The organism is Xanthomonas sp. AC360, from assembly GCF_979258225.1.
In genome coordinates this window covers 3,234,090-3,247,018 of the sequence record NZ_OZ409846.1, presented here as the reverse complement: position 1 = coordinate 3,247,018, position 12,929 = coordinate 3,234,090, and the positions used below count along the sequence as shown (strand labels likewise).

Annotated in this window: 10 protein-coding genes; 5 read left to right on the top strand and 5 right to left on the bottom strand. The window is 64.7% G+C overall.

Annotated elements, in window-relative coordinates; all coding sequences use genetic code 11:
* Positions 1-60 precede the first annotated feature (60 nt).
* From ACZZ0O_RS14075 to ACZZ0O_RS14055, 5 genes are all read left to right on the top strand, one after another.
* Entirely contained in the window at positions 61-960 is a 900-nt protein-coding gene (locus ACZZ0O_RS14075; protein WP_463591060.1) for a hydrogen peroxide-inducible genes activator, read from the top strand.
* An 88-nt stretch (positions 961-1,048) separates the two neighbouring features.
* Positions 1,049-2,737 (top strand): ABC transporter transmembrane domain-containing protein, encoded by a 1,689-nt coding sequence (locus tag ACZZ0O_RS14070; RefSeq protein ID WP_115512079.1) that lies wholly within the window; start codon positions 1,049-1,051, stop codon positions 2,735-2,737.
* Positions 2,721-3,806: an HlyD family secretion protein gene (locus tag ACZZ0O_RS14065; protein ID WP_055844882.1), complete on the top strand. Its 1,086-nt coding sequence runs from the start codon at positions 2,721-2,723 to the stop codon at positions 3,804-3,806. Before ACZZ0O_RS14070 ends, ACZZ0O_RS14065 begins: the two co-directional genes overlap by 17 nt.
* Positions 3,803-5,206, top strand: coding sequence for a TolC family protein (locus ACZZ0O_RS14060; protein WP_463591059.1), 1,404 nt, complete (start codon positions 3,803-3,805; stop codon positions 5,204-5,206). Before ACZZ0O_RS14065 ends, ACZZ0O_RS14060 begins: the two co-directional genes overlap by 4 nt.
* A gap of 460 nt (positions 5,207-5,666) precedes the next feature.
* A complete protein-coding gene (locus ACZZ0O_RS14055; protein ID WP_115512082.1) occupies positions 5,667-5,861 on the top strand; it encodes a hypothetical protein in 195 nt (64 codons plus the stop codon).
* A 257-nt stretch (positions 5,862-6,118) separates the two neighbouring features.
* Here the strand turns inward: ACZZ0O_RS14055 and ACZZ0O_RS14050 are convergent, their stop codons facing one another.
* The 5 genes from ACZZ0O_RS14050 to grpE all read right to left on the bottom strand — a co-directional run bounded on the left by ACZZ0O_RS14050 (position 6,119) and on the right by grpE (position 12,834).
* Entirely contained in the window at positions 6,119-7,249 is a 1,131-nt protein-coding gene (locus ACZZ0O_RS14050; RefSeq protein WP_463591058.1) for a prephenate dehydrogenase, read from the bottom strand.
* Positions 7,250-7,258: 9 nt separating this feature from the next.
* Complete coding sequence (gene pdxY, locus ACZZ0O_RS14045) at positions 7,259-8,137, bottom strand: pyridoxal kinase (RefSeq protein WP_463591057.1); 879 nt, start codon at positions 8,135-8,137, stop codon at positions 7,259-7,261.
* Positions 8,138-8,951: 814 nt separating this feature from the next.
* The gene (gene dnaJ, locus ACZZ0O_RS14040) at positions 8,952-10,085 is read right to left on the bottom strand and encodes a molecular chaperone DnaJ (RefSeq protein WP_055844906.1); all 1,134 of its coding nucleotides are present in this window, start codon (positions 10,083-10,085) and stop codon (positions 8,952-8,954) included.
* A gap of 162 nt (positions 10,086-10,247) precedes the next feature.
* On the bottom strand, positions 10,248-12,173 hold the full coding sequence (gene dnaK, locus ACZZ0O_RS14035) for a molecular chaperone DnaK (RefSeq protein ID WP_055844909.1): 1,926 nt from the start codon (positions 12,171-12,173) through the stop codon (positions 10,248-10,250).
* 142 nt (positions 12,174-12,315) lie between these two features.
* Positions 12,316-12,834 carry a nucleotide exchange factor GrpE gene (gene grpE / locus ACZZ0O_RS14030; protein ID WP_055844911.1) on the bottom strand — a complete coding sequence of 173 codons (519 nt, stop codon included), beginning with the start codon at positions 12,832-12,834 and terminating at the stop codon, positions 12,316-12,318.
* Positions 12,835-12,929 lie beyond the last annotated feature (95 nt).

Below are 12,929 nucleotides of genomic sequence, written 5' to 3'. Positions count from 1 at the left end.
GCTCGCTCACCGGCCTCGCCGGCAGTGCGACTCCGAGCGACCCGACGTACCGATGCGACCATGCCCCGCCCCAAGACCACTCTTCGCCAACTCAGTTACTTCGTCGCGCTGGCAGATACCGGCAGCTTCACCCGTGCTGCCGAGCAGATGGGCGTGTCGCAGCCCTCGCTGTCGCAACAGATCCGCGCACTGGAAACCATCATCGGTGCGCCGTTGTTCGAGCGCGGCGTCCCGGCCATCCTGACCCCTCTTGGGCGCGACCTGCTCGACCGCGCGCGCAGCATCCTGCTCGACGTGACCGATCTGGAAGAAGTACGCACGACCTCGACCGACACGCTGATCGGCACCATCCGGCTCGGTGTCTCGCCCACGCTGGGCGCCTACCTGATGCCCAGCCTGGTCGCACGGCTGCACCGCGAGCATCCGGCGCTGCGCGTGCACGTGCGCGAGGGCCTGCCGACCGTGCTCGCCCGCGACCTGGCCAACGGCGTGCACGATCTGATCCTGGCGCAATTGCCGGTGGCCGGGAACAGCCTGCACAGCGAGCGGCTGTTCCGCGAACCCCTGCACGTGACCATGGCCGCCGATCACCCGCTGCGCAGCAAACGCTACATCACCCCTGCCGATCTACGCGGTGCCAACCTGCTGACCTTGATGCCGGAATACCGATTGGCCGAACAGGTGGCCGCAATCGCGATGGAAGTCGGCGCACATGTGTTGCGCGACTACGAAGGAACGAGTCTGGATGCGATCCGACAGATGGCCGGCATGGGTATGGGTCTGGCCCTGCTGCCGGAGCTTTACGTGCGTCAGGAAATCCGCGAAGGCGACGATGTAGTGGTGCGCCCGATCAAGGGCGGCCGCTATTACCGCGAGATCGGGCTGCTGTGGCGGCAAGGTGCAGGACGCGCGCCAGCGTTCGGTTTGATCGCAGATCTGCTGCGCGCGGCAGCCGCATAGGAAAATCCTATACAACGGATAAGCGCTCCGGCCTTGTCCTATAGCGGCAACTCGTCAATGCTTCACTGAACTCATCAATGGAAGTTCAATGGCGGCAAAGCGGATCGGATGGCGGGAAGCGGTGGGCTGGCTGGCGGAAATCGTCGGGCCGGACATGCCGTATGTGCGTTTGGCCCTGGTGTACGGTGTGGCGATCAGCCTGCTGTCGCTGGCCACGCCCATCTCGGTGCAGCTGCTGATCAACAGCGTCGCCAATACCGCGCTGCCTGCGCCGCTGTGGACGTTGTCGGGCCTGCTGCTGGGGCTCCTGCTGCTGGTGGCGTGCCTGAGCGCAATGCGGGTGTGGGTGATGGCGCTGTTCGAGCGCCGCCTGTTCGCGCGCGTGGTGGCCGAGATCACGGTGCGCGCGGTGCATGCGCAGAACCCCTTCTTCGCCGACCAGAACCGTGGCGATGTGTTCAATCGCTACTTCGATCTGGTGGTGGTGCAAAAAGCGGTGCCCAGCCTGGCGATCGGCGCCTTCACCATCGTGCTGCAATCGGCGGTCGGCTTGATCCTCACCAGCTTCTACCACCCGTTTTTCCTGGCCTTCAACGCCTTGCTGCTGTTGATCATCTTTGCGATCTGGATGATCTGGTCGCGCGGCTCGATCCGCACCGCGGTCGAACTCAGCCACGCCAAGCACAATGCCGCGCACTGGCTGGAAAGCGTCGGCGGCTCCAACGGCTTCTACAAATCCAGCCGCCATCTCAACTTTGCGATGGATCGCTCCGAGGCCGTGACTGCCGCCTACGTCGACCGGCACCGGCGCCATTTCCGCTACAGCTTCACCCAGACCGTGGCCTTCCTGCTGGTGTACGCGGTCGCCAGCGCGGCGTTGTTGGCCCTGGGCGGCAGCCTGATCCTGCGCGGCGAGTTGTCGATTGGCCAACTGGTGGCCGCCGAGCTGATCCTGAGCGCGGTGTTCTATGGCATCGCGCAGCTCGGCGCCTATCTGGACACCTTCTACGATCTGGTTGCCAGCGCGGAAGAATTGTCGCTGCTGTACGCCATTCCGCAGGAACGCGCCGTGGTGGCGGCCGGCAAGATCCCCGGCAACAGCGCGGTGCGGCTGGATGGGGTGATGATCGAAGGTGCGCGTTTCGATTTCGCCCTGGAAGCCGGCGAGCAGCTGGTGACGCTGGCCGATGGCGGCGCCGAGCGGCTGCTGGCGATGGTGCTCAAGCGCCACGTGGTGCCGGATCGTGGCCTGGTGATGGTGGGTGGCGCGGACCTGGCCACCTTCGACATGTACCTGTTGCGCTCGGAAGTCACCGTGCTCGACCGACCGACGATTGTCGAAGTCACCATCCGCGAGTATCTGTCCATGGCCTCGGCCGACGTGAGCTCCGAAGCGATGCTGGAAGCCATCGACACGGTGGGGCTGCGCGCGCGCATCGCCGCGCTGCCGCAGGGCCTGGACACGCGACTTGCCGCGTCCGGCTACCCGCTGTGGATCGGCGACGTGATGGCCTTGAAGCTGGCTAACGCCTTGCTGGTGCGCCCCCGCGTGCTGATGTTGTCGCAGCTCTACGATCTGCTGCCCGCAGAACGCCTGACCCGCGTGCTGGGGCGCTTGAAGGAGGCCGGCACCACGGTGCTGCTGTGCACCGGCAGGCCCGAAGACATCGCCCTGGATGGTTGGTTCCGTCTGGAACCCGAGCGCCAGCAACGCTACGCCACCCGCGCCGAACTCATCGCATCCACCCAGGAGGCAACCAATGCAGCACGCCCCTGATCGGATCGCGCACTTCCCCACCCTGGCCTCGATGCGGCCACCGAGCATCGCCAAGGTGCTGGCGTGGATGCTGTTGCTCAGCGTCGCCATCGCAGGCGCCATCCTGGCGTTCGCGCCGTGGGTGCAGACTGCCAGCGGCAAGGGCCAGGTGGTCTCGCTCGACCCAGGCGATCGCCAGCAGCAGGTCACCGCCTTCGTGCCCGGCCGCGTCGAGCGCTGGTATGTGCACGACGGCCAGCACGTGTCCAAGGGCGACCCGATCGCGCGTGTCGGTGACCTCGACCCGGATCTGCTGACCCGACTGGCCAGCGAGCGCGCGCAGGTCGCGGCGGAAATTACCGCCATCCAGCAATCGCGCGCGGTCGCCAGCATCGACGTGGAGCGCAGCCGGCAATTGCTTGCCGAAGGACTGGCCGGCCGCCGCGATTACGAGCTGACCCAGATCAAGGTGGCCGAAGCCGACGCCAAGTTGGCCGAATCGCGCGCCAAGTTGACCCGCATCGACATCCAGTTGAACCGTCAGTCCGCGCAGCTGGTGCGCGCGCCGCGCGATGGCCGTGTGCAGCAACTCAACGCCGCCAGCGGCAGCGCCATGGTCTCGCCGGGCACGGTGTTGGCAGTGATCGCGCCGGAACGCGTGGAGCGTGCCGTGGAGCTGTACATCGATGGCCGCGACGTGCCGTTGATTCGTCCCGGCCGCCCGGTGCGGCTGGAGTTCGAAGGCTGGCCGGCGATCCAATTCAGCGGCTGGCCGTCGGTGGCGCACGGCATGTTCGATGGCCGCGTGCGCGCGATCGACCCCAACGCCGCGCCGGATGGGCTGTTCCGCATTCTGGTCGAACCTGCGCCGGGCAAACCGGCGTGGCCGGCACAGGAATTCGCCCGCCAGGGCGGCAAGGTGCGCGGCTGGGTGCTGGGCGAGACGGTGCGGGTGGGCTACGAACTGTGGCGCCAGCTCAACAACTTCCCGCTGGAATTCGGCCGGCGCCCCGCCGCGACCACGCAGGGCGATGGCAAGGCCAAGCCGGCCGGCGACAAGTCCGAAGACGACGCGACGGGCAAGAAATGATGCGCGGTCTGGTTGTCCTGCTGATCGCACTGTGCCCCGGTGCGGCCTTCGCCCAAGCCGCGCCACTGAGCTTGGACGAAGTGCTGCAGTCCTCGGCCCGCTCTGCGCCGCAGATCGTCGAAGCGCTGGCGAAAGTCCGTCAGGCCGAAGGCAAGGGAATCTCGGCCGACGGCGCGTTCGACACCGTGTTCGATATCGAAGGCCGCTCGCGCGAGGCCGGCTACTACGACGGCAGCAGCATCGAAAGTGGTGTCAAGCGGCCGTTCGAGAACAACGGCGGCTATTACTACGGCGGCTACCGATCCTCGCGAGGGTCGTTCCCGGTCTACGAAGACAAGTCGTATACCGACCGCGGTGGCGAAGTGAAGATCGGCGCGCTGTACGCGCTGTTGCGCGACCGCGTGGTCGACGAGCGCCGTACCCGTCGCAACGTTGCCAGCGCCGACATCAACGTGGCGCAGTATGAAGCGGAGATGGTGGCGATCGGCGTGCAGCGGCGCGCCGTAGACGCCTATCAAAACTGGGTGGCGGCCGGTTTGAAGCTGCGTGCATACAACGACCTGCTGGCGTTGGCCGAGCAGCGCCGCAACGCGATTTCGCGGCAGGTGACGCTTGGTGCGCGCCCCACCATTCTGCTGACCGAAAACGACCAGAACCTGGTGCGCCGGCGCGCGCTGGTGGTGCGCTCGGAGCAGGACTTCGCCAACGCCGCCAATGCCTTGTCGCTGTATCTGCGCGACGACGCCGGCATGCCGCTGATCGTCTCCACCGAACGTTTGCCGCCCGACACCTCGGCGCTGGAAGGACTGGCCGGTGCCAACAAGATCACTGCGCCGGTGGAGCGGCCCGATTACCGCGCCGTGCTGACCCGTATCGATCAAGCCACTGCGCGGCTAATGCTGGCGCAGAACGACATGAAGCCGCGGCTGGATGTGAGTTTCGAAGTCAGCAAAGACCTGGGCGACCCCGGCGTGGGTGGGCCAAACCGCTCGCCGACCGATGCGATCATCGGCTTTCGTTTCAGCGTGCCACTGGAGAATCGTTCCGCCAAAGGCCGTGTTGCCGAGGCGCGCGCGGAGATCGAAGCGCTGGATCAGCGCAGCCGCTTTCTGCGCGACCAGATCTCGGTGGAGGTGGAGTCCATCGTGATCTCGCTCAACGCTGCCGAGCGGCTGGCCAAGATGGCCGACGAAGAACGCGGCCTCGCCGACCGCCTGGCCGTCGCCGAACGGCGACGCTTCGAGCTGGGATCGGGTGATTTCTTCCTGGTCAACCAGCGCGAAGAAACCGCCAACGATGCACGCGTGCGTTTGATCGATGCGCAAGCGCGGATTGCGTCGGCGCGCGCAGAGTTGGCAGCGGCCACCGCTGACCGGGATGCGTTGCAGTTAAGTCGTTAAGTCGTTGACGCGTTGCGTCTGCGCTAGTCCACGCCTGCACATGTCGGATCCTGCGCCGCAGCGAGTACGTCGCGTGCAGGACGAGGAGGTTTCACCCCGCATCCTTGGCGATGCCACAAGCTGTGCCGGGGCCGTTGCTGACTACTTGTTGCGGGTATTCAGACCGACATCGGCAGAAACGTGCATGACTTTCAGCGTGCTGCTGCGCTGCCGAATGTGATGCTGCGTCGCTTTCGGGCATCGAGCGGCCGTGACCTTGAGAACGACAGCGCTGCATTGCGAGCGATCACTAAAATCGGATGGACGACGCCTTATGGCGAACTCGACCTGCGCCCTGGCCCCTCATCGCACGATGACGCCTGAGTAACATATGCGTGCGCATGCTCGGCATGTCAGCCAACCGCTGGCGGTGCGGGCATGATGACCCGCAAGGCAACCTTGGAATCCTTCGGAGGTGCATATGTCTTTTCGGCAATTTCCCGCGATCGGCGCAGATGGCGAGCCATACGTCGTCATCGAATTCCGCGACGAGCAGTCAACTGGCCCGGGCACGCAACCTGCGCCGCGTTATGAACTCCCGGATGGCCGTCACCTGCAACGACAGGGCCAGCGCTTCGTCACCGAAGGCGGCGATCTGCGACTTTCCACGCCCTGAGCCGCACCTGGTCATTTTTTGATCACCCAGGCACCAGCCCTTGCCTTGCAAGGGCTGCGCCCGGTTATCCACATGCTTGTGCAACTTTCATCCACACCCCGTGTGGATGAAATCCTGAGCCCATTCCGACGCCAGGCTTGGAGTGCATCACGCGGGCGGCTCACATTACAAAGCGCGACGGTGCGCCATTGCTGCTCTGCAGAGCAACATGCAGACCACGCTGTTTTGTTGGCGCAGCTTGCAGGTCAACCGGTGCGTCAGCCTGCGACGCGATCCGACCGCTCCAGCACCCGCCCGATTCCACTAAGGTCGATCTCGTTTGCAGCACGCGCCAATGCTGCACGATCACTATCGGGTTCGAACCCGATCCGGAAATGCAGCTCGCCCACCGGTGTGCGCGAAGAATGGATCGAGGACAGATTTACCCCGTGCCGTTCGAAGACATGTAACAGCGCGCGTAGCGAACCGGGCTGATCTTCGGGCAGATACACGCTCAAGGTCAGCGGTTCGGTGAGATCGGCAAGCAAATAGCCAACGCGCTCGTAGGTGTAGTTGCCCGCGGCCAATGCGGTGTGTTGCAGGGCCTGCACGTTAGCGTGCAGGAACTGGCTGCGGAACTGCGCGCGCGCCGCGTCGTCGCCTTGCGCCACCAGCGCGCGTAACTGCTGCAGCTGCGACAGCAGGCGGTCGAGCATTTCGCCGACGTACGGGTTACCGAACTGGATGTCTTCATAGATCGATGGATTGAGCGAGAGGATGCGCGCGATCACTGCCGTGTCGAGTTCGAACGACGCGGAGCGATACGGCATCAATGCCTGCAATTCGCCTAATAGCGGTGCGTAGTCGCGCAAGGTGCCGGCCTGAGCCAGATGGGTGGCGTGCACCATCGCCTGCACCAAGGCCATCACCCGGTCGTGGTGCTCGGGCGTGGCATAAACGCACTCTGCCTGGAGTGCCGCGTACAAGGTCTGCACCCAACCCGACCAATGCTGCAGGCGCGCTTCGCAGACCACCATCACCCGCCCCTTCAAGGTTGGCGATTTTGGCGGCGCGGTCATCGGATGCAGACCGACCACGTCTGCCTGCGACGCCAGCATCGCAGCAACCGGCGCCTGCTTGATCGAGGTGACATCCATCCACAGCTGCGATGCAGCGCGCGCGCCGGCCAGTTCCACATAGCGTTGGATCAACGCGGCGGTGTGGCGAATCGGTGCAGAAAAAATCAGCACATCCGCACGCTGCGCCAGGGTGGCTTCGTCGATGTCGCCGCTGACTGCAGGATCGAAGCCGATCACCTCCAGCTGCATGCGGGTGCGCAAAAACTGCGCCAGCCAGCGCCCGTAGGCGCCGGCAATGCCGACGATGCCAACCACCGGCTGCGCACTCATGCCAAGCGCTCAGCGGCAAAGCGCGGCCGGGGCGGCGGCCAGCACATCGAACTCTTCGTAACCTGCCGCCAGCGTGGCCTCCAGCGCGCTGTGCACACCGGTGAGCGCGTGTCCCACCGCCTGCTCAAACGGCATATCGCGCAGCAGAAAGCCGATCAGCAGCGCCATCAACACATCGCCGGTGCCAGCCACATCGACCGGCAGATGCGGGCTGGCCCAGCGATACACCGCATCAGTGCTGACCGCCAAGGTCACCAATTCGCCTGTCGCGCCGGCCACGCTATGCGCGAGCACCCATTGCGGGCCGCGTGCGAGCAGGACGCGTGCCGCAGCGATGGCGTCGTCCTGCTCCAGGCTGGGCATACCGGTCAAGCGTCCCAGCTCGAACGCATTGGGCGTGACCAGCCAGGCATGCGGTAGCAGCCGTTCGGCGAACACGCGCTCCAGGCCCGGCTCGACGTAGGGGCCGGTATGCGTATCGCCGATCACCGGATCCAGGCAATAGCGCAGCTGCGGCGCCTGCGGCAGTGTCTGCTCCAGCCAATCGGCGAATGCTTCGCCGTTGGCCAGGCTGCCGAAATAGCCGGAGACCAGCATGCGCGCCCGCTGCGGCAGGCCGCGTTCGGTGGCGCCGAGCAACAGATCGGCCAGCCAGTCGGCCGGCAAGATACGGCCGCGCAAGGTCGCGTAGAACGGCGCGTTACTGAGCAAGGTGGTCGGCACTTCGGCCACACGTAATCCGAGCGCGCGCAGCGGCGGCACGGCAGCGCTGTTGCCGGCATGGCCGTAGACCAGCTGCGACTGCACCGAGATCACATCGATCGGCGAAGGACCATCCGGGCGCTGGCGGCGACCGTGGACGAGATGACTGTCGGTTGCATCGCTCATGGGAGGCGCCGTCGTGAGAGGAGAGCCCCATTATCTGCCGCAATGCGTGAGCGCGTAGCGTGTTTGGAGTCGCGCCATGTTCAGTGCGACGCGCGTTGACTGGATGCGAGCTGGATGGCGCTGACATTCATGCCGTTTGGTGACGCAGACGTCGGAGCCGAACGCTTCGGCGCTGCGCATTCTCTGCAGGTTTTGCAGACGTTGCGATCTAACGAGGCGCGACAGCGCTGAGTGAGCGGGTATCGGCTCAGCGTCGGGATGGTGTCAGTGGCTCAGATGCAGTTTGCGGCATCGCGCAATGATTCGATCAAGAGTGCTGGGCACTGCGCGCGTGAGGTGAGTGAAGCGCAGGCCTGCACGGAGGGCAACACGACGTGTTGTCAGGTGGGTATCTCTGTTGATGCACGACTGCACCGGAGCAAGGCCAAGTTACTGATTGCAGGTGGCGTTGGCGATCGGTACGCCGCACCCTCATCCGCCCTTCGGGCACCTTCTCCCGAGAGGAGAAGGATGTTGTTCTTCTGGCACTTTCTTGCGAGGGAGAGTTTGGTACTTTCCTGCGAGCAAGCTTCTGGCAGTTTGTTTCGTTCTGGCAGTTTGTTTCGAACGCTCTTGTGGCAGTTCTTCCGAGCGAGAAGGATGTCGTTTGTGTAGTGCTTCTCGCCACAGGAAAAGGATATCGCTGCAGGAGCGCTTTCGATCGTGCGAAGGAAAGCTGTCTTTTCCTCATTCGCCTCGCTCAACGTCCACGCCTGCTCCCTGCAGGCGTAGGCGTACTTTTGTTCGGCAGCTTCCCCACTGCCAATGACGTCACTTACGACGTCATGCGATCCCAGAAGCCCTTGACGCCATCGATGAAGGTGGCCGACTTGGGCGAATGCTTGCGCGCATCCTCACCGGTGAAGGTTGCCTCGAACTGCTGCAGCAACTCACGCTGATCGGCCGTGAGGTTGACCGGCGTTTCGACCACGACGCGGCAATACAGATCGCCTTCGCTGCGGCTGCGCACCGAACGCACGCCCTTGCCGCGCAGGCGGAACAACTTGCCCGTCTGCGTCTCGGCCGGGATGCGGATTTCCGCTTCGCCGCCCAGGGTCGCAACGCGTACGGTGTCGCCGAGCGCCGCCTGCGAAATGCGGATCGGCACCTCGCAATGCAGGTCGTCGCCGTCGCGCTGGAAAATCGCATGCTCGCGCACGCGCACTTCCACATACAGATCGCCCGGCGGTGTGCCGGCCGGACCGGCCTCGCCTTCGCCTGCCAGCCGGATGCGGTCGCCGGTATCCACGCCGGCCGGCACCTTGATCGACAGCACTTTGTCTTCTTCCACGCGACCGGCGCCGTGGCAGGTCTTGCACGGGTTCTGGATCAGCGTGCCGCGGCCATCGCAGTGCGGGCAACTCTGCTGCATGGCAAAGATGCCGCGCTGGATGCGCACCTGGCCGCGCCCATGACAGGTGGCGCAGGTCTCGACCTTGCCGTCTTCCGAGCCACTGCCGTGGCAGGGTTCGCATTCGATCAGGGTCGGAATCTCGATGCGTCGCTCGATGCCGGCGACGGCTTCTTCCAGATCCAGTTCCAGTACGTAACCGACGTCGGCGCCACGTCGCGCAGCGCGCGGACCGGCGGCGCCACCGCCAAAAATATTGCCGAAGATATCGCCAAAGATATCTCCCATGTCGGGGCCGCCAGGCCCGCCACCGCCACCACCGCCCATGCCGTGCTCGAAGGCCGCGTGGCCATGCGCATCGTAGGCGCGGCGCTTGTTGCCGTCCGACAACACTTCATAGGCTTCCTTGCACTCCTTGAACAGCGCCTCGGACGCGGCGTCGCCCGGATTACGATCCGGGTGGTGCTTCATGGCGCAACGGCGATAGGCCTTCTTCAGCTCTTCGTCGCTGGCACCGCGGGCAACGCCCAGCACTTCGTAGTAATCGCGTTTGCTCATAAGCGGGGATTCGTGGTTCGTGATTCGTGATTCGTTTGAAACGCGAAGGCGGACAGCATGCTGCTGGTCCGCCTTGGCGACGCGACGCGTAGAGGATATCGGGCGGGAGGGGCATGCGCTTTAGCGCCTGCCCCTCCCCACGCCCGACTCCCAAATCACGGCTTACTTCTTGTCGTCCTTGACCTCGGTGAACTCGGCGTCCACCACGTCATCGGCAGCCTTGGAGGCCTGCGCATTGCCGCTGGCCGCATCGGCGTTGCCGCCCTGCTCTGCCGCGGCGGCCGCTGCGTACAGCGACTGGCCGGCTTCTTCCAGCGTCTTGCTGCGCGCGTCGATCTGCGCCTTGTCGTCGCCCTTCATGGCGGTCTCAAGATCCGACAGCGCCGCTTCCACCTTGCCGATCACATCGCCACCGACCTTGCTGCCATGCTCGGTGATCGCGGTGCGGGTGGCGTGGATCAGACCATCGGCCTGGTTGCGGGTCTGCACCAGCTCCTGGAACTTCTTGTCTTCTTCGCGGTTGGCTTCCGCGTCGGCGACCATGCGCTGGATCTCTTCGTCCGACAAGCCCGAACCGGCCTTGATCTCGACCTTCTGTTCCTTGTTGGTCTTTTTGTCCTTGGCCGACACGTGCAGGATGCCGTTGGCGTCGATGTCGAAAGACACCTCCACCTGCGGCATGCCGCGCGGCGACGGCTCGATGCCGGACAGGTCGAACTTGGCCAGCGACTTGTTGAAGCGGGCCTGCTCGCGCTCACCCTGCAACACGTGCACGGTCACGGCCGACTGGTTGTCTTCGGCGGTGGAGAAGGTCTGCGAAGCCTTGGTCGGGATGGTGGTGTTCTTTTCGATGATCTTGGTGAACACGCCGCCCATGGTTTCGATACCCAGCGACAGCGGGGTCACGTCCAGCAGCAGCACGTCCTTGACGTCGCCAGCCAGCACGCCGCCCTGGATCGCAGCGCCCACGGCCACGGCTTCGTCCGGGTTGACGTCCTTGCGCGGTTCCTTGCCGAAGAAATCGGCAACCGCCTGCTGCACCTTCGGCATGCGGGTCTGACCGCCGACCAGGATCACTTCATTGATGTCGCTGGCGCGCAGGCCGGCGTCGTTCAACGCGGTGCGGCACGGCTCGATCGACTTCTTGACCAAGTCTTCCACCAGCGCTTCGAGCTTGGCACGGGTCAACTTGATGTTGAGGTGCTTCGGGCCCGACGCATCGGCGGTGACGTACGGCAGATTCACTTCGGTTTGCTGGCTGGTCGACAGCTCGATCTTGGCGCGCTCTGCGGCATCTTTCAGGCGCTGCAGCGCCAACGGGTCCTTGCGCAGATCGATGCCCTGATCCTTGTTGAACTCGTCCACCAGGTATTCGATGACGCGGTTGTCGAAGTCTTCGCCGCCCAGGAAGGTGTCGCCGTTGGTGGCCAGCACTTCGAACTGCTTTTCGCCATCGACTTCGGCGATTTCGATGATCGACACGTCGAAGGTACCGCCGCCCAGGTCGTACACCGCAATCTTGCGATCGCCGCCGTTCTTGTCCAGGCCATAGGCCAGGGCTGCGGCGGTCGGCTCGTTGATGATGCGTTTGACGTCCAGACCGGCGATGCGGCCGGCGTCCTTGGTGGCCTGACGCTGGCTGTCGTTGAAGTACGCCGGCACGGTGATTACCGCTTCGGTGACTTTCTCGCCGAGGAAGTCTTCGGCGGTCTTCTTCATCTTTTCCAGCACGCGCGCGGAGATTTCCTGCGGCGCCATGCGCTTGGAATCGCTGGTCTGCACCCAGGCGTCGCCGTTGTCGTGCGCCAGGATGCCGTACGGCACGTGCGAGATGTCCTTCTGCACTTCGGCGTCGGTGAACTTGCGGCCGATCAGGCGCTTCACCGCGTAGAAGGTGTTCTTCGGGTTGGTCACCGCCTGGCGCTTGGCCGAGGCACCGACCAGCACTTCGCCGTCCTTGGTGTAGGCGACGATCGAGGGCGTGGTGCGATCGCCCTCGGAATTTTCGATGACGCGGGCCTTGCCGCCGTCCATGATCGCCACGCACGAGTTCGTGGTGCCGAGGTCAATACCAATGATCTTGCCCATGGATACGCTCCTGATGATTCTGTAGCTGTGTCCGGCGACGCCGGGTCTGGCTGAGATGTGGGGGTGGCGCGCAGGTGTTCAAGCCATCTGTGCGCATCTGTGTTCTAACGGCGCGCCCGGCAGTTCAGCCGGGCGCTGGCAATCAGTCGTGCTTGGCCACGACCACCAGGGCCGGGCGCAGCAGGCGATCGTTGAGCAGGTAGCCCTTCTGGAACACCTGCACGATGTGGCCCGGCGCAATGCCTTCGGCCTCGCCCTGGCTGATCGCCTGGTGCTGGTCGGGGTTGAACGGCTGGCCAACCGGGTCCAACAGGGTCAGGCCGTTGTCGGCAGCGACCTTGAGCAATTGCTTGTAGGTCATGTCCAGGCCATCGCGCAGCGGGCTGGGCTGGGTACCGGCGGCGGTGAGCCCGGCGTCCAGGCTGTCGAACACCGGCAGCAGCTCGCCCAGCAGCTTCTCGTTGGCGAACTTGCGCGCGTTCTCGACGTCGCGCGCGATGCGCTTGCGCTGGTTTTCCAGGTCGGCGCGCTCGCGCAGGGCGTCGGCCTTGACCAGCGCGATCTCGCTGCGCAGCGACTCGATCTCGGCCTTGAGCGGATCGGTCTCGGGTGGATTCTGGGACAGGTCTTCGGAGTCGAATTCGGGGTGGTCTTGGTTCATATGCAGTTCCCGGGCAAGCGGAACGCCCGCCCCAACGTCACCCCGTATGTGGGCGCTCGGCCGCGTTTCAAGCAAAACGATGACTTCGATTGCCG

Coding starts and splice junctions, on each gene's coding strand:
- ACZZ0O_RS14075 (WP_463591060.1), top strand. CDS start 61: ATGCCCCGCCCCAAGACCACTCTTCGCCAACTCAGTTACTTCGTCGCG.
- ACZZ0O_RS14070 (WP_115512079.1), top strand. CDS start 1,049: ATGGCGGCAAAGCGGATCGGATGGCGGGAAGCGGTGGGCTGGCTGGCG.
- ACZZ0O_RS14065 (WP_055844882.1), top strand. CDS start 2,721: ATGCAGCACGCCCCTGATCGGATCGCGCACTTCCCCACCCTGGCCTCG.
- ACZZ0O_RS14060 (WP_463591059.1), top strand. CDS start 3,803: ATGATGCGCGGTCTGGTTGTCCTGCTGATCGCACTGTGCCCCGGTGCG.
- ACZZ0O_RS14055 (WP_115512082.1), top strand. CDS start 5,667: ATGTCTTTTCGGCAATTTCCCGCGATCGGCGCAGATGGCGAGCCATAC.
- ACZZ0O_RS14050 (WP_463591058.1), bottom strand. CDS start 7,249: ATGAGTGCGCAGCCGGTGGTTGGCATCGTCGGCATTGCCGGCGCCTAC.
- pdxY (WP_463591057.1), bottom strand. CDS start 8,137: ATGAGCGATGCAACCGACAGTCATCTCGTCCACGGTCGCCGCCAGCGC.
- dnaJ (WP_055844906.1), bottom strand. CDS start 10,085: ATGAGCAAACGCGATTACTACGAAGTGCTGGGCGTTGCCCGCGGTGCC.
- dnaK (WP_055844909.1), bottom strand. CDS start 12,173: ATGGGCAAGATCATTGGTATTGACCTCGGCACCACGAACTCGTGCGTG.
- grpE (WP_055844911.1), bottom strand. CDS start 12,834: ATGAACCAAGACCACCCCGAATTCGACTCCGAAGACCTGTCCCAGAAT.